The organism is Enterococcus sp. HMSC061C05, from assembly GCF_001814765.1.
Lineage (GTDB): Bacteria > Bacillota > Bacilli > Lactobacillales > Enterococcaceae > Enterococcus_B > Enterococcus_B lactis.
In genome coordinates this window covers 1-15,313 of the sequence record NZ_KV817748.1, presented here as the reverse complement: position 1 = coordinate 15,313, position 15,313 = coordinate 1, and the positions used below count along the sequence as shown (strand labels likewise).

At 38.3% G+C, this 15,313-nt stretch carries 17 protein-coding genes; 9 read left to right on the top strand and 8 right to left on the bottom strand.

The genetic code is table 11. The annotated features are described in order from the left end of the window. Positions 1 to 43 precede the first annotated feature (43 nt). Positions 44 to 490, bottom strand: a complete 447-nt coding sequence (nrdI, locus tag HMPREF2988_RS08330) for a class Ib ribonucleoside-diphosphate reductase assembly flavoprotein NrdI (protein ID WP_024634966.1) — start codon at positions 488 to 490, stop codon at positions 44 to 46. A 209-nt stretch (positions 491 to 699) separates the two neighbouring features. Here nrdI and HMPREF2988_RS08325 point away from each other — a divergent pair, with 209 nt between their 5' ends. Continuing rightward, positions 700 to 2,124 (top strand): basic amino acid/polyamine antiporter, encoded by a 1,425-nt coding sequence (locus tag HMPREF2988_RS08325; protein WP_002344501.1) that lies wholly within the window; start codon positions 700 to 702, stop codon positions 2,122 to 2,124. A gap of 176 nt (positions 2,125 to 2,300) precedes the next feature. Here HMPREF2988_RS08325 and HMPREF2988_RS08320 read toward each other — a convergent pair whose 3' ends face one another. The 3 genes from HMPREF2988_RS08320 to HMPREF2988_RS08310 form a co-directional block, all read right to left on the bottom strand. Further along, entirely contained in the window at positions 2,301 to 3,074 is a 774-nt protein-coding gene (locus tag HMPREF2988_RS08320; RefSeq protein ID WP_002308353.1) for an ABC transporter permease, read from the bottom strand. Continuing rightward, a complete protein-coding gene (locus HMPREF2988_RS08315) occupies positions 3,071 to 3,976 on the bottom strand; it encodes an ABC transporter ATP-binding protein (RefSeq protein WP_070770404.1) in 906 nt (301 codons plus the stop codon). Before HMPREF2988_RS08315 ends, HMPREF2988_RS08320 begins: the two co-directional genes overlap by 4 nt. Positions 3,977 to 4,136: 160 nt before the next feature. Further along, complete coding sequence (locus tag HMPREF2988_RS08310) at positions 4,137 to 4,457, bottom strand: DMT family transporter (RefSeq protein WP_002344499.1); 321 nt, start codon at positions 4,455 to 4,457, stop codon at positions 4,137 to 4,139. 439 nt (positions 4,458 to 4,896) lie between these two features. Between HMPREF2988_RS08310 and HMPREF2988_RS08305 the strand changes: the two genes are divergently transcribed. Beyond that, a complete protein-coding gene (locus tag HMPREF2988_RS08305) occupies positions 4,897 to 5,583 on the top strand; it encodes a DUF969 domain-containing protein (protein ID WP_002308360.1) in 687 nt (228 codons plus the stop codon). A gap of 1 nt (position 5,584) precedes the next feature. Then, entirely contained in the window at positions 5,585 to 6,529 is a 945-nt protein-coding gene (locus HMPREF2988_RS08300; RefSeq protein ID WP_070770403.1) for a DUF979 domain-containing protein, read from the top strand. Positions 6,530 to 6,708: 179 nt separating this feature from the next. Here HMPREF2988_RS08300 and HMPREF2988_RS08295 read toward each other — a convergent pair whose 3' ends face one another. From HMPREF2988_RS08295 to HMPREF2988_RS08285, 3 genes are all read right to left on the bottom strand, one after another. Then, positions 6,709 to 7,395, bottom strand: coding sequence for a putative bacteriocin export ABC transporter (locus tag HMPREF2988_RS08295; RefSeq protein WP_070770402.1), 687 nt, complete (start codon positions 7,393 to 7,395; stop codon positions 6,709 to 6,711). Positions 7,396 to 7,402: 7 nt separating this feature from the next. Continuing rightward, positions 7,403 to 9,439, bottom strand: a complete 2,037-nt coding sequence (locus HMPREF2988_RS08290) for a bacteriocin-associated protein (protein WP_070770401.1) — start codon at positions 9,437 to 9,439, stop codon at positions 7,403 to 7,405. An 85-nt stretch (positions 9,440 to 9,524) separates the two neighbouring features. Beyond that, complete coding sequence (locus HMPREF2988_RS08285; protein ID WP_257243318.1) at positions 9,525 to 9,986, bottom strand: lactococcin 972 family bacteriocin; 462 nt, start codon at positions 9,984 to 9,986, stop codon at positions 9,525 to 9,527. Positions 9,987 to 10,220: 234 nt separating this feature from the next. On the opposite strand from HMPREF2988_RS08285, the gene pcp reads away from it, so the two are divergent. Then, positions 10,221 to 10,865 (top strand): pyroglutamyl-peptidase I, encoded by a 645-nt coding sequence (gene pcp, locus HMPREF2988_RS08280; RefSeq protein WP_070770400.1) that lies wholly within the window; start codon positions 10,221 to 10,223, stop codon positions 10,863 to 10,865. 78 nt (positions 10,866 to 10,943) lie between these two features. Next, the gene (locus HMPREF2988_RS08275) at positions 10,944 to 12,221 is read left to right on the top strand and encodes a hypothetical protein (RefSeq protein ID WP_070770399.1); all 1,278 of its coding nucleotides are present in this window, start codon (positions 10,944 to 10,946) and stop codon (positions 12,219 to 12,221) included. Positions 12,222 to 12,263: 42 nt separating this feature from the next. Here HMPREF2988_RS08275 and pnuC read toward each other — a convergent pair whose 3' ends face one another. Beyond that, on the bottom strand, positions 12,264 to 13,013 hold the full coding sequence (pnuC, locus tag HMPREF2988_RS08270; protein ID WP_002287078.1) for a nicotinamide riboside transporter PnuC: 750 nt from the start codon (positions 13,011 to 13,013) through the stop codon (positions 12,264 to 12,266). 332 nt (positions 13,014 to 13,345) lie between these two features. Here pnuC and HMPREF2988_RS08265 point away from each other — a divergent pair, with 332 nt between their 5' ends. The 4 genes from HMPREF2988_RS08265 (at position 13,346) to HMPREF2988_RS08250 (ending at position 15,207) form a co-directional block, all read left to right on the top strand. Further along, positions 13,346 to 13,726, top strand: a complete 381-nt coding sequence (locus tag HMPREF2988_RS08265; protein ID WP_070770398.1) for an SMU1112c/YaeR family gloxylase I-like metalloprotein — start codon at positions 13,346 to 13,348, stop codon at positions 13,724 to 13,726. Positions 13,727 to 13,820: 94 nt separating this feature from the next. After that, positions 13,821 to 14,330, top strand: coding sequence for a hypothetical protein (locus HMPREF2988_RS08260; RefSeq protein WP_024634973.1), 510 nt, complete (start codon positions 13,821 to 13,823; stop codon positions 14,328 to 14,330). 76 nt (positions 14,331 to 14,406) lie between these two features. Continuing rightward, a complete protein-coding gene (locus HMPREF2988_RS08255; RefSeq protein ID WP_002308376.1) occupies positions 14,407 to 14,586 on the top strand; it encodes a hypothetical protein in 180 nt (59 codons plus the stop codon). A gap of 54 nt (positions 14,587 to 14,640) precedes the next feature. Next, positions 14,641 to 15,207, top strand: a complete 567-nt coding sequence (locus HMPREF2988_RS08250) for a GNAT family N-acetyltransferase (RefSeq protein WP_002346106.1) — start codon at positions 14,641 to 14,643, stop codon at positions 15,205 to 15,207. The last annotated feature ends 106 nt before the right edge of the window (positions 15,208 to 15,313 follow it).

The following is a 15,313-nucleotide window of genomic DNA, read 5'->3' as shown; positions in this document are numbered from 1 at the left end:
AAAAGAAGAAGCCGAAATCTATTTTTCAGCTTCTTCTTTTGTGTTATTTATTTTTTTCTGCCAAAATTTGATAAACGCGTGTCACATCAGATGGTGTTCCCCGTAATTCATAATCTGCCAAGAAAGGAAAGCCGAATCTTTGTGCATATTGTTTGGCTGTCAGACAGTATTGATTGTTGAAGTTTTTATTACCGCTACCGACTACACCAAGGCAAAGGTTATGATTGTCTTCGTATTCCAGATATTCGCGCATCGTTTCGGTCAAGATTTCTGTGTCACCGTTGTCTAACCCATTCCCACCGTCCAAATAAGTAGGAACGAAAGTAAAAAATGGTTCTGTTTCTTTCGTAAAATCACTATTTTCATGGATTTCTTTTAAAGTAACTTCAGGATTGACAGGATCTTCTGCATGCATTTTTTCAGCATATTCTGCTAGATGTTTGGCGAAAGCACGCGTATTTCCTGAAATCGATATATATAAAATGTTCATGGATCATCCCCCAATTCTTTCCCTTTAGTATAGCATTTTTTTAAGTTTTTTGGTGGTGTAATTTGGAAAGGGACTAGGCGCTTTGCTTGTATAATGAGAAAAAAGTCGGTAGAATTATATTTCTATTAAAGTTTTTATTAATTAAGTAAAAATAAAAAAGGTTTGTTATACTTTTTGATAAAAGCGGTTTTACTTTGGAGGATGCTTACATGGATACAGAGCAACAGAAAAAAGGAATTGGTTTGATTCCACTTGCTGCCTTAGTGATTGGTTCAGCGATTGGAGGTGGCGTATTTGGTATTATGACGGACATCTCCGGATCGGCTGGCGGCCCAGCTATTTTCAGCTGGGTACTCGTAGGAACAGCAATGTTGATGCTCTCCTTATCGATCAATAATATCAATAAAAAACGTCCAGATTTAAAAGGCGGGATCTTTAGTTACGCAGAAGAAGGTTTTGGCCGTTTCGCTGGTTTTATCAGCGGTTGGGGTTACTGGCTCACATGCTGGTTAGGAAACGTGGCGTTCGCAACATTGTTAATGAGTGCATTAGGTTATTTCTTCCCCGTATTCGAAGGTGGTCAAAATGTGGCATCGATCGTGATGAGTACGATCTTCTTATGGGGATATGCATGGCTAGTGAATCGGGGAGTTGAAAATGCTAGCTTTGTCAATGCTATCGTCACGTTTTGTAAATTAGTGCCATTATTTTTATTTATTGTAGTAGCTATCAGCACCTTTTCGATCCAACAATTCATTAATAACTTTTCTAGCGATATCATATTGAATGCGAATGGGCAGCCGATCCCGTTTTCTAGTCAAGTATTGAGCTGCATCATGGTGATGCTCTGGGTATTCGTTGGTATTGAAGGAGCTTCTGTCGTAGGCTCACGAGCAAAAAAACAATCGGATGTTGGGAAAGCAACGATTCTAGGGATATTCGGTTTGATCATTATTTACGTCTTGGTTTCCATGCTTCCATATGGCACAATGACGATGAATCAGCTGCAAACGATCAAAGCGCAACCTGCTATGGGATATGTATTTGAAATGATGGTTGGTAAATGGGGGGCGGTCGTGATCAACGGCGGTTTGATCATTTCTTTAGTTGGGGTTTGGCTCTCATGGACGATCTTGCCGATTGAAACAATGGGGAATATGGCTGAGGACGGACTTTTGCCTAAAGCATGGGGAAAACTCAACAAAAATGGTGCACCAACTTATGCTATCGTATTGACGACGTTATGTACGAATGTCTTTTTACTTTCATTATTATTCACTGACAGTGCGTATAACTTTGCTTATACACTTGGTACAGCAGCGATTTTCTTCACGTGGCTTTTCTTAGGACTGTACCAAATGAAGCTTTCTTATCAGCGGAAAGAATGGGTCCAATTTTTAGTAGGGCTTTTAGCAAGTGCTTTTCAAGTATGGGCCATGCTAGTCGTAGCCTTTAATGAAGTGATGCTTGTTCTTGTTCTTTTCTTACCAGGCATTTATTTTTACCTCAAAGCACGTAAAGAGCAAAACGAACCTGTACAACATATCCACTTAGATAAGATTTTACTTATCGGTGTGACGATGGTCGGAGTAATCGCAATGGTTTTATTTGCCACTGGGATGCTTCACGTATAGAAGTATAAAGAGAGGCTGTGAAGCCTGTCGTTTATTCAAAAAAGAAGCGGTGACAACATTCGTGTCACTGCTTCTTTTTCCGAATAAAGGGTGTTCAAGAAGTAGCTTCTTCTAAAAATAAGCCGAAATTTCTTGAAACTGACCACTTCTGTCACAACCTCTTTTTTAATGAACCATCATACATTTTTTCGCTTGAATACGAGGTATCCCAATGCTAAGAACAAAGCAATGTAAGCTAAATTGCCAAACAGCATTTGATTAGTAGAAAGATGAGTCAATTGCTTCATGATCTCTTCGTTGCCAATTTGGTTTTGCAGATTCAGCATACTGATTGGATTCCATTTGATCCACTCCCATTTTTGAATGAGTGCGATGAGGATACCAGATATGATTGATGAAGCAAAATAAAAGACGATCCCTGCTGAGATGGAGGCACCGGAACTATTGATAAAACAAGCAATCATCAACACTAAACTTAAAATCAGCCATAAACCGATATAACTACCCAAAGTATAAGTGAACAAGCTTTGGATTAGTGTCTGACCAGTAGAAATCTTCTCCGTAAAGGAAATCGAAGGGAAAAGGATCAGTTTCATCAACACGGTGACAATAATAGCTAAAAGGTATAAATAAATAGAATAAATAACTAATGTGATCCATTTGCTTACTAATATTTCTCCTCGAGAATACTTTCGATAAAGGAGATTTTTCAATGTACCATATTGTGATTCCATTGAAATGATCGTACTTGCAGCAGCAATCATGATAAAGACGATCCAAGATGTGGCACTGAAAAGCTGAGCAGTCATTTCAACTGGATCAATGATCGTCGTGTATTTTTTGGCTAGAAGTGCTGTTCCTATGAGCAAAGCGACTAATAGAACAGATAAAACAGCAGTCGACTTTTTCTTGATCAATTTAAATAATTCTTGTTTTACAAGCAATGTCATTTTTCTTCTTCCCCCTTTACTGAATCCAGAATTTCCAATAGGGAAGATTCCAAATCATTCGTCAGATGCTGGACATCTGTCACATGGATATTTTCTGCAGACAATAACTGGATTACAGTTCCTAATAATTCTTCGTTTTCTTTTAGAAGCTTGATTTTATCAGGATCTTCCAAGGGATATCCAGCGTCTGTCAAGATCGTTCGAGCAGCTTGATCATTTGTTGTAGAGATAACGATGAAATCTTGCGCTGTTTGGTTCAATTCAGCCATTGTACATTGTTTGATGATCTTTCCTTGATTGATCAGGATCAGCTCATCGACCATTTTTTCAAGCTCGCTGAGTAAGTGACTGGAGATCAAGAAAGAGGTGCCCTGAGTAGCCAAGTCGGTAATGATTTTTCGCACATCTCTTGTTGCTTGTGGATCCAAACCGTTCATCGGCTCATCTAAAATAACGATAGACGGATGGTTCAGTAAGGCAAGAGCAATTCCCAATTTTTGTTTCATTCCCAACGAGTAGGATTTCGCTTTTTTGTGAATGTACTTTTCCATCTTGAGCTGATTCACGATAGTGTCGATAGCAGATACATCGTTTGTTTCAGAGAATAACTTCAGATGATCATAACCTGTTAAGAATGGATAGATACCCGGATATTCGATCAATGCTCCTACTTGTTCTAATCCTTTATGACTAGAGGGAGAAATCTCATTTTCACCAATACGGATCGTTCCTTCTGAGTAATGGATCAGTCCTAAAATAGCTTTCATGATCGTTGTTTTCCCAGCGCCATTAGGACCTACTAATCCAACGATTTTGCCAGGAGATAAGCTAAAACTGACATCGCTGAGGGCTTGTTTGTGACCAAAGTTCTTGGATAATTCTTGGACCGAAAGACTTTTCAAAAATATTCACTCCTTTTCTATAGATAGTACAAGCATACACCTGATGAGTAGAGAAGTCGCTAGGTCATTAGTCTTATTTTCTTGTTTTTTCATCGAAAGAGGAATATCAAATAAAAAGTCCCGCTTTTTCTGATCAGTCCTTGTCTGCTTGTCTAAGTATCTAGTGACCGCTAGTGATCTTGATGCCAAGGATGCTGATGAGCAGCAACCCGACAAAGAACCAAGTGGAAAGATTCAGCTTATCATGAAACAAGACCACACCAATAATGACCGAACCAACTGCGCCAATCCCTGTCCAAATAGGATAAGAGAGACTCATCGGCAAACTTTTGATTGCCTTTGACAAAAAGTAAAAACTAGCAATCATGCCAATCACTGTGTAGAAAGAATAATTGACTTTGGAAAAACCATCACTCCATTTCATCATCGTTGACCAGAATACTTCCAAAAGCCCTGCTATGATTAATTCCATCCATGCCATACTTACATTCCTCCTTAACTATAAAAAAATACACAAAAAGAGGAAAATCATCCCTTCAAAGACCTAATGGAATGATCATCCTCTTTATCCTACCCGGTGGCAGTTCGTATATCTTTTTCTGTAGTATAGCACACTTATCCAGATATCGGCAATCTGATTCTTCTTAGTAAGGTGTATCAAGCATTGACGGATACAGCATAGAACTAATCTGTTATTTATAAATCATTTAAAAAAAACGGTAGCTGTTCCTTATTTTTATTTATTATCAAGCATTAGATTGAAAAAAAGCTTTATCTTACAATAAGTAAGGTAAATTATATAATAAAAAAATAACGAAAAATATTTAAAAATAGTGTCTATTTCGTGAGAAAACAGCTATATTTTTTATGTGTTTTGCATTATAATTAAAAAAATATTGTCATTTTATGGAGGAAAATACATGGAAAATTATCTTAGCCTTTTAGGCGTATTGATCGTTATTCTCGGGTTCGCATTTAAATTAGACTCGATATTGATCGTAATGGTTGCTTTAGTTGTGACAGCTTTGACTGGCGGTCTTGGCATTCAAGGAATGTTAGAACTTTTAGGCACAAGTTTTGTGAACAATCGTGGGATGGCGATTTTCATCATCATTATGTTGGCGACAGGAACACTTGAAAGAAATGGTCTGAAAGAATCAGCGGCTTCCTTGATCAAGCGATTCAAGAAAGTATCTGCTGGCATGATCGTAGATATTTATGGAATCTTTCGAATGATCTTTGCAGCTTTTAACGTGAGTTTTGGTGGAGTTGCTGGATTTGTTCGTCCGATCATTCTACCTATGGCATTGGGGACCATCGAATCAAAAGGGTTAGAAGTCCATCCGAAGCATGAAGAAGAACTAAAAGGGATGGCTTCGGCTATGGAAAATGTCTGCTGGTTCTTTGGACAAGTACTGTTCATCGGAGGAGCAGGGGCATTGCTAGTCCAATCCACATTGAAAGATCTAGGATATGACGTAACATTGGGACAGCTTGCTTTAGTGGAAGTTCCAGTGGCCATTACAGCTTTAGTCGTGGCAAGTGTCTACTTCTATCTTAAAGAAAAGAAGCTAGCGAAGAAATATTATTCAGGAAAGGGGCAATAAGATGGACTTTTTTACAAATCCTGATATTTTGTTAGGCGATAAATTATTGGAGATTCTTTATATCGTGATGGGACTTGTGTTGATTTACACTGGAGTAAGAAACTTAACAGATCAAACCAATCCTCATCGTTACGGCTCAGCCTTTTTCTGGACGGTTTTAGGGGTAGTTATTGCAGGAGGAAGATGGCTTCCGGCAATCGTGAACGGCGGCTTGATCTTTGCGATGACCATACCGGCGATTGCTAAGAGAGTCAGCAAAGGAGAAAGCCGGCTTCCATCAAAAGAATATATGGAAAAAATGTCAGACAAACTAGGAATGAAAATATTTATTCCAGCTTTGAGTATCGGTGTCTTTGCGATTTTGTTTGCTTTATTCACCAATTTAGGTGCTTTAGTCGGTGTGGGTGTCGGTGTTTTTGCGGCCATGCTGATCTTGATGTTCTTTTCTCGAGATAATCGCCCAAGCACATTTTTAGATGACGCAGCAGATATGCTGGGCACAGTAGGGCCGTTAAGTATGTTGCCAATGCTTTTAGCTTCTCTTGGTGCGGTATTTACAAGTGCCGGAGTTGGAACAGTGATTTCCAATGCCGTAGGTACAATCGTTCCAGAAGGAAATGTGAACATCGGTATCATCATTTATGCTCTTGGCATGGTGATATTTACGGTAATCATGGGGAATGCATTTGCGGCTATCACCGTGATGACGGTTGGTATCGGTGCACCATTCGTATTTAGCCATGGAGCGAATCCAGCGTTAATAGGAATGGTCGCGTTGACTTGCGGTTTTTGTGGAACCTTGCTGACACCGATGGCTGCTAACTTCAATATCGTGCCTGTAGCGATGCTGGAAATGAAAGACAAATACGGCGTGATCAAAAACCAGTTGTTTATTGCGTTATTTATGCTGGTTTTCCAAATTGCTTACATGATTTTATTTAAATAAAAAAAGAGGTTGGGACAGAAGTGGTCAGCTTCAAGAAATAAGAAGGAATTGACGAAAATGGCTTCTCAAATTTTTTTGGAATTTCGGCTTATTTTTCGAAGAAGCTACTTCTGGAACACCATTTATTCGGAAAAAGGAGGTGTGACACTAGTCACACCCCCTTTTTGTTTCTCTAATACTCAGGTCAGAGCGCTGATTTCACAACCTCTTTTTTTAGTTTCCTGCCACGAATCTATCGAAAAAGAGCGTGGACTTTTTTCGATGATATAAGGATCATGGGTCACAACGATGACTGTTTTCCCTGCGCGATGCTGTTGGAATAGCAGATCCAAGATATGGTTACGGTTCTCGTTATCTAAAGAGCCAGTGGGTTCATCTGCTAGGATCAGTTCTTTGTCTTCTAGTAGGAGTTTGGCAAAAGCTAGGCGTTGCTTTTCTCCGCCAGAAAGACGATAAACTTTTGTTTTCAATGGATAGTCTAAGGAAACCTTGGCAAGAGCTTCTTGCTGCAGCTTGATTTTTTCTCTTCGTCTGGTCTTTCGATAGATGAAGGGGATGTTCAAATTGTCCATGATCGTTTCATCTTCGATCAATCCATGATTTTGGAAAAGATAGGAGATTTTATTTCTCCGTAGTAAAAGAGCTGCTTTGCTGTTGATTTTCGGCGCATTTTTTCCAAAGAGCGAGACCGTTCCTTCATCGAATGAATCAATGAGTCCCAAAAGATTCAATAGGGTGGATTTTCCTGCACCGCTTTTTCCGTGGATCGTCCAAAATTCTCCTTGATCGATCGTCAAGGAGACAGCATCCAGGACAAGTTTTTGTTTGTAGGTTTTCGTTACATGATCTAATTGGATGAGAGACATCAGACTATCATTCTCCTTTTAATATAGTTGCTTTTTCTTTTCTTTCCAAACGGTGCAAGGTGAAGAAAATCATTCCTATCTCTAAGATAGAAAAAAGAATCAGACTTTGGAGCCAAGCAAAAGGCGCATCCATGAAAGTCGTATATAAAACCAATGCACCATATTGTATGAAAAACGGCAAGAAAATCATACGATAAGTTTTGATCATGGAAATACCATTCAATCGCCAAATCGTATATTTCTGCTTTTTGATCTTCAAAGAGATCAGCACGAGATAAGCAATCATCGTGATCAAAAGATAAAGTGCGAAGAGAATTTCCAGGCTACGTCGTTTGATTCCGAAATGTAAATCTACTTTTTTGATTTCTGAAAGCGGAGTGAGGACTGGGTAGTTGTCCAATAAATAATTTTCTTCCAGTACCTTTTTGATCGGTTCGAATGTTTTCTCGACCGATTGAGTGATAGGAACTTTGACTGGGTCGAAATATCCACCACCAGTAATGATTTGCCGGAGATTCCCCGCGCTGTTATTTCTTGTTTGGACTTCGATGACATTCGGATAGTAAATGATTTCTTCATCTGGATGGAATGTATGGATCTCTTGTTTGGACCGGATGAGATAAAAATCAGCTTGTGATTCATCCAGAAAGTAGCCATGCAAATAATGTTCTTTGATTTCTTGGAACTGATTCTCCAATCTTTCCGGTACTAAAAAGACACGTTGTGTTTCCTCGGGAGAGATCGCTATTTTTTGTCCAGTTACGCTGATAATCGGGTATTTTTGCAAATAATTGACATTTACACAAATTTTGCGGTTGATTTCTTTTTCTTCCATAAAGTAACTGACTGTACCAATCAGTAGCATCCCGTTTTCTTCTAGATATTGATACAAGCGGTCTTGTTGGGCGCTTAATACATTGTTTTCGATACTGATGACTTCATGGTTGTTTTTCCCTGAATAGGTATTATAAAATACTGCATACTCAGAAAATTCATCCGGATACGTAGAAGGAAGAAGCGACAGATTGACCAGTTCTACAAGTGTAAGGACGCTTGCCAAGCACCAGACGAAGGCGATGGTCTTGAAGAAATAAAGTGAAAAAATAAAAGTTCTGGCATACGATTTCCTATTTAGATTCTCCACAAAAGAAGTGGTGCATAAGAAATAAACAACACATAGCAAACTAATGATAGATACGGTAAAAAAAGCGAATTGGTGGAACATGTTCAAAAGGAAAATCGATGGATCAAAAATTAGCTGGACCAAACAACACGATCCGAACAGGAAAAGTAGATGTTTTATCAGTACTTTATACAAGATCGTCGCACAAGAGAGTCCGTTCAATCGTAGGATCGATAACTTTCTTGCATTGTCGAATAGCCATAGAGCGGTGAATAACAGAAAGAAGACCAGACTGATAATAATCAAATTCCTCACAGGACGAAAATCAAGCAACATGATGGTTTCTGAATAATCTGTATATTGAAAATCCTGCACCGTGAATGAAGGTTGATAGAGTTCATTATACTTAGTCGTCAAGCTTTCGATGAACGCGGATACCTGCTCTGTATTTTGGCTCTCTACAAATTTCGTCGCTTCTTTAAAGGAAGGCAGCTCTATCAATGGATGATTGTTGAACGAAGCATAATTGATCGTATAGTGTTGGGTTGAGAGGTGTTTTGCTGAAGGATGATTCAGCAGCGTTCTCAAATCAGGCTCATTGGAAAAGTAGTCGATCACGACTAAATCAACACTTGGGTCAGGCTTTCCGTTCGTGATTTTGGGTGTGAAATTTGTTTCACGAAAAAGTACGTTCAACTGTTCTTCTTCAGCTGTTTCGAGCAAAATGGACAGGTTTCTCGAAAAATTTTGTCGATCGTCTTGGATCGTTCGAGGTAGATCGAACGATCGGTATTGTTCAGGAAGCGAATAGCTGTCGGCGATGATTCTTTCTTGTGCCACCTCTTGGACATAAAAGAAAATCATAAATGAAAGGATAGAAAAAAGGACGAATAAATTCAACCGAATAAGTTTATTGTTCATGAAATGTGATCCTTTACTGTTAAAATAAGTAGCAATTTTTTAATGATGTCTGATGAAAACATCAGTGTAGTTACTTAAAGATGGATTACCACCAGCCGTAATACGCCAAGCCTGTGTGTTTGCTATCACCTACTACAGTGGCATAGGCATACATGTTACGGTCAGCATAAGCAGTATATCTTCTACCTCCAACCACTGCTGTTGCATAGTGGAATTTATCATAATGATTGAAATTTGACCAAGCACGTTTTTGTCCTATTGGCATAGCAGGCCAGCTATGTGTCCCGTATGTCCAATGTCCGCGGTGGATATGGACAGATCCTCTACTTTCTAAAGGGGCATCCGTTATGAGAGAGGGATCTGTCGTGCCAATCACTTTCCCGCTATCATCCAAAATGACCCCGCCTGATCGAGGCATTTGTTCGGTTATCCGTATTTCGTTTTTTGAGTCTGTGACTGTGGCAGCATGTGCTTCTGCTTGCACCATGCTAATGACGGTACTTCCTAAAAGAAGTCCTATTTTGCAAACTAATGTTATTTTTTTCATTTTTTACTTCCTTTCTTCGATAAATGGTATAGGTGATATTTCCATCAGACAATCTTTATTTTATAGTAAAATAATCCGATTTCAAAGTAGCGGAACACTATTTTTTTATAAGAATATATTAAGTTTGCTCTGTTATGTTATTTAAACTCTTCTTTCCTTTATTTACGCTGTTCAAGGAAAATGGTAAGATAAAAGATAACCATATGTTAAATCAATCGGACGGAGGAACAACAGATGAAAGTACTAGTAACAGGTTTTGATCCATTTGGTGGGGACAAAGTGAATCCAGCCTATGAAGCAGTAAAGAAAATGCCAGATGAAATCAGCGGTGCTGAAATCATCAAAGTGGAAGTACCGACCGTATTCGAAAAAAGCAGTCAAGTAGTCAAAGAAGCCATCCAACAGCACCAACCAGATGTCGTGATCTGTGTCGGACAAGCAGGCGGACGGTCAGCAGTCTCGTTCGAACGTGTCGCAATCAATCTAGCAGAAGCAAGAATTCCTGATAATGAAGGAAATCAGCCATTTGATACGGTTTTAGAAGAAAACGGTCCAGCCGCTTACTTTACTTCATTGCCAATCAAAGCAATGACAAAAAATGTACAAGATCATGGTCTACCAGCGTACATCTCTTATACAGCAGGAACATTTGTCTGCAACGATATCATGTATCGTTTGCTTCATTTGATCGAAACGCAATTCCCTGCAATTCGCGGTGGGTTCATCCACGTACCATTCTCACCAGATCAAGTGATCGATCGTCCAGTGGGTACACCTTCTATGTCTCTGGAAGACATTGCTTCTTCTTTGACTTATGCAGTTGAAGCAGCAGTAGAAAATAAAGAAGATATTTCCGGGAATGCCGGAACAACTCACTAATTTAGCAAGAAACACTGGCTGGTTGCTAACGTTATGTTAGTAGCCAGCTTTTTGTAATTAGAAAGGAAAGAAATAGCCGTGGAAGAATGGCAATCCGTCTTTGAAGAATGGTTTCCAAAAGAAATCAACAAAAGCTATCCTATTAAGATCTCTAAACAATACACAAGCAGTCAACGTTGGGAGATCTATGCAAAATTAACAAAAAAACAGCGGGAACTAGTCGATAAGCACCGCCGATATCTAATCAGCTCTCGTTTTATGGAAGAACATTATTTGGCCGCAACAGATTGGGTGTTTTCTGACTTCAAGATCAATCCGTTTTTTCGAACAAAACGAAGCCAGCAAAAATTGTATTGCGAATGTGGGAGAGAATTAAAAGTGCAATATATCGTCAAATCGCCAAAAACCGGAAAGACCCTAAAGCTAGGTATCAACCACTTTGCCGATCACCTGCATGTTTCTCCGACAGTAGCAGCTTCGATCCATCAGGGAATGACAAAAGTCGATCTGGCCTTAGATGAATTATTATGGCTTAAGCAAAAGAATATCGATTTTCCTGAAGAACTATGGCAAAAATACTGTTTTGTCCTGTACCAAAATCGACGGATGAAACAGCCATATTTACCGGATATAAAATTAGCACAGCGTCTCGCAGAATTTCGCCAAGCAAAAATGCCGATTTACATAGCGGATTATCAAGCATTGGAAAATGAAATCAAGAAAATCAGTGAACACATCAATGGGCAGCCAAAAAAGCGACAGATAAAGAAAGAACTGTTTGACGACTTTGCAGAAGAATTAGTAAAGGATGTAGAAGAATTCTTGAACAACTATCGCACATTTTTACGTAAAGATTGGCAATCCATCGTTTATGAAGAAGTGCCAGCACATCCTAATGCTTATTTTGAAACGTTTATTTCCGCATTGAGAAAGACAAAACGTCAGCGAACACCAGAAGTCATTGCTCAGATGGAATATTTTGCGAAAAAACAACGGTTCATCCAACCAAAAATCTATCTATTTATTTGGAAGCAATATTGTCGCTATGGTTTTACGGAAGGATTCTTCGACAGCATTCCTCGGATAGTCAGAAATGGTTTTTTAAAAGTATTGCGTAAAGAACGAGAAGCCGTACAATCTGCTGATAAGAAAGAGCGCACAGTCTCAAAAGAAAAATGGCAGCTAGTAGTGAAGGAGATCCATTCCGGGAATGTAAAAGAGACGATCGACAAATGGAAAGGAAAACATTATCGTTTTACTGAAGCGCAAAAACAAGCGTTAGAATATTATCAGAAGTTAGAAGAATCACTGCGTTTCAATGATGAGGCAAGAAAGTATCTGAAGGAATTACTATAAAAAATAGGCTTTCTCTCTAAAAATAGAGAGAAAGCCTATTTTTTATGCGTGTTGTTGTGCGTTGTAGTATTCTTCTTCCATTTTTTGCATACGTTCACGTTCTTTTTGGTTATACCAAGGAGAAACGGTAAATGCAAGGACATCATTCAGCAAGTAAACAGAGCTGTTCACGAACATCGCCAAACTTGCAGATCCATGCGTAAATGAAATATACCAAAGGACCATTTGTGCAAGCCCTGAAGCTAACCACCAGTAATATTGGTTATTATAACGCAAGAAACTGATGATGCCAGCAGTCAAGCTAATGGAAAAAGCAATGGCATCTACCCATGGGCGAGGATCATCTGTATAACGACCAATCAGGAATCCTGAAACAAGATAGACAAGGAAAGTACTGATGATTGCGATAAACCAGCTTTTTCCAGTGAATTTTCGGATTTTTGAAGCCATATTATGATTCCATTCTTTACTTAACAATACGGGGATATCCAATGTAATCATATAAGCAATCTGTTCACCGATACTTAAATAGTTCTTTGCTGAAAATCCAACGATAATAAAACAAATCGCAGACAAAATACCTAAAATACCGTTGACTGATTTTGCCGCATTGATGGATAAAATACACAATACACCAAGCGTGGTACCGATAAATGTGATAACGGACAGCCAAGTGATGGGACTATTGACAAGAGTCATGACCTGACAGCCAAGACTGAAAAAGAAAAGATAATAATTTTGTTGCGGCCAGCCTTTTAGCTGATGAGCTAAAAACTGAAAATATGACTTCATGTATGAGGACTCCTTAAGACACTAAATGTAGTGTGTTCTGTATTTACTAACACAATCTATTGTATGCTTTTCTTGAAAAAAAACTAGTCTTTCAATTATAAATAATTTGTGTTATGATAATTTTCTGTTTGTTTTCTTGAAAATATAATTTCTTACTTTCATTTATTATATTGGGAACAGGAAGAGTGTCTTGGAGGACCTACTTTCTGTTTTTTTTTTTGCCTTTTTTCTTATAAAAAGAAAAAACAGCTATTTTTTTCAAGCTGACACATTTACAATAGAGCTGGAGAATAAGATAGATACGAATTTAAACGAAGAATAGGAGCGCTCATATGAACCTTACAACGATCCATCATGTAGCCATCATTGTTTCAGATTATCAGAAATCACGTGATTTTTATGTTAATAAATTAGGATTTGAAGTAATCAGAGAAAACTACCGCAAAGAACGAGATGACTATAAATTAGATCTGAAACTAGGAAGTGCCGAATTGGAGATTTTTGGAATTGCCAATGCGCCACAACGACCAAACTATCCAGAAGCTTGTGGCTTGCGTCATCTTGCTTTCAAAGTAGACGATATCGAAGAAACAATTGCAGAATTGCATTCCCTAGGGATCGAAACTGAACCGGTAAGAGAAGATACGTTTACAGGTAAAAAAATGACGTTTTTCTTTGATCCAGACGGATTGCCGTTAGAACTACACGAATAAAGATAACAAAATTGTCACTTTTTTTTCGTTTCATTCGATTTTTCGTTCGTTTATTTCTTGATATTCTTTAAAAAAAGAAACAGGAGAATGAAGAATGAAAAAAATGATGTTTGGTGCTGCTGCCCTCATCGTAATATTGTTTACCGGTATGACAGGATTGCTCAGCGCCGCTTTTCACTTGGATGATATTAGTGATCAAGAATATCGGATCTCATTGAACGAAGCAGCAGCAATCGCTAAAAAAGAAACAAAAAAACATAATATATCTTCTATCCATTTTGCAGTGGAAAAAGAATTGGATAATCCTACGAATGCAACATATGAATACCAGTTTTTTTGTGAAGGACAAGTCATAGCAGTCAATCCGTCCACTGGGAAAGCAACTGTAAGGAATCATACAGAAAAAACAGCAGAACCTCTATTTGACATAGAAAAAACGGAAGAGTTCAAGCAACCGCAAGCAGCGATGAAGGAAGCAGTCAGCTACTACGGGAAAAAAGCAAAAGTGAAAGAGTGGGCAATTGTAGTTAAAGATGAACGTCCGTATTATCAAGTCCAATTAATTGATGGAAAACAGACTCAACAGGTATGGATATCTGCATAGAAAAAGGCTATCGCTTCTCTTTTTTTCAATATAAGAGTAAGCTAAGAGGGTAAAGATGAAAGGAAGTTGAGATAACATGGAAAAAATGAAATGCCCTAATTGCGGAAAAAAATTTGCATACGAAGAAGTCAATAATGTAGTCGAACATAATGATAAAGAAATGCCAATCGTCTGCCCTTATTGCCGAACTGAAGCGGCAAGAATCGTTACTCATGGTTATTTCATTACTGAAAAGATAGAAGATTTTTTAAAATAACGATTTTGCGATTTCTTTTTCTGCATGTTAGAATGGAGAAAAGGAGAGGAAACTATGATTCGTTTTGCGAGAAAAGAAGATGCTCCAGAAATCGCCCCATTGATCTTAGTGATTCTAAAAGACATGGAATTGCCATTTTTGAAGCAGACAGGGGAACAAAAGACTTTAGAGATTTTAGAAGAAGCAATCACTGATCCTAATTATCGCTACAGTTATTCACGAGGTATCGTAGAAGAAATAGACGGTAAAGTTGCAGGAGTTGCTTACGGTTATACAGATGAAGAAGAAGCAATCATCGATCAGCCGCTGGTACCTATCTTAGAAAAATATCAGTTAGATGCGTCTACACGTTTGTTCATTGATAAAGAAACGTTTCCCAATGAATGGTATTTGGACTCTATCAGTGTATCAGAAGATTTTAGAGGGCAAGGCATCGGTTCACGATTATTAGAAGCATTACCTAAATTGGCGAAGAAAGCGAATCGCTCCGTCATCGGACTAAGTGTGGATGAAAAAAATCCAAAGGCTAAAAAATTATACGAACGCCATGGCTTCAAAGTGGTCGGTCAGCGGATGATCAGTGGTCATCTTTATGATCATATGCAAAAGAAATTAAATTGATTTAAATGGTCAAATAGTAAAATAATAATAGTGTAAAGAAGAATAATTGTTACTAAAAATTGAATAGGTTTTAATAAGGTTGTGACAGAAGTGGTCAGCTTCAAGA

What these genes read in the sequence shown, in the direction of transcription:
- HMPREF2988_RS08255 (WP_002308376.1), top strand. Translation starts at nt 14,407, where the DNA reads ATGGAAAAAATGAAATGCCCTAATTGCGGAAAAAAATTTGCATACGAA.
- HMPREF2988_RS08250 (WP_002346106.1), top strand. Translation starts at nt 14,641, where the DNA reads ATGATTCGTTTTGCGAGAAAAGAAGATGCTCCAGAAATCGCCCCATTG.
- HMPREF2988_RS08310 (WP_002344499.1), bottom strand. Translation starts at nt 4,457, where the DNA reads ATGGCATGGATGGAATTAATCATAGCAGGGCTTTTGGAAGTATTCTGG.
- HMPREF2988_RS08290 (WP_070770401.1), bottom strand. Translation starts at nt 9,439, where the DNA reads ATGAACAATAAACTTATTCGGTTGAATTTATTCGTCCTTTTTTCTATC.
- HMPREF2988_RS08260 (WP_024634973.1), top strand. Translation starts at nt 13,821, where the DNA reads ATGAAAAAAATGATGTTTGGTGCTGCTGCCCTCATCGTAATATTGTTT.
- HMPREF2988_RS08305 (WP_002308360.1), top strand. Translation starts at nt 4,897, where the DNA reads ATGGAAAATTATCTTAGCCTTTTAGGCGTATTGATCGTTATTCTCGGG.
- pcp (WP_070770400.1), top strand. Translation starts at nt 10,221, where the DNA reads ATGAAAGTACTAGTAACAGGTTTTGATCCATTTGGTGGGGACAAAGTG.
- HMPREF2988_RS08285 (WP_257243318.1), bottom strand. Translation starts at nt 9,986, where the DNA reads ATGAAAAAAATAACATTAGTTTGCAAAATAGGACTTCTTTTAGGAAGT.
- nrdI (WP_024634966.1), bottom strand. Translation starts at nt 490, where the DNA reads ATGAACATTTTATATATATCGATTTCAGGAAATACGCGTGCTTTCGCC.
- pnuC (WP_002287078.1), bottom strand. Translation starts at nt 13,013, where the DNA reads ATGAAGTCATATTTTCAGTTTTTAGCTCATCAGCTAAAAGGCTGGCCG.
- HMPREF2988_RS08265 (WP_070770398.1), top strand. Translation starts at nt 13,346, where the DNA reads ATGAACCTTACAACGATCCATCATGTAGCCATCATTGTTTCAGATTAT.
- HMPREF2988_RS08325 (WP_002344501.1), top strand. Translation starts at nt 700, where the DNA reads ATGGATACAGAGCAACAGAAAAAAGGAATTGGTTTGATTCCACTTGCT.
- HMPREF2988_RS08295 (WP_070770402.1), bottom strand. Translation starts at nt 7,395, where the DNA reads ATGTCTCTCATCCAATTAGATCATGTAACGAAAACCTACAAACAAAAA.
- HMPREF2988_RS08300 (WP_070770403.1), top strand. Translation starts at nt 5,585, where the DNA reads ATGGACTTTTTTACAAATCCTGATATTTTGTTAGGCGATAAATTATTG.
- HMPREF2988_RS08320 (WP_002308353.1), bottom strand. Translation starts at nt 3,074, where the DNA reads ATGACATTGCTTGTAAAACAAGAATTATTTAAATTGATCAAGAAAAAG.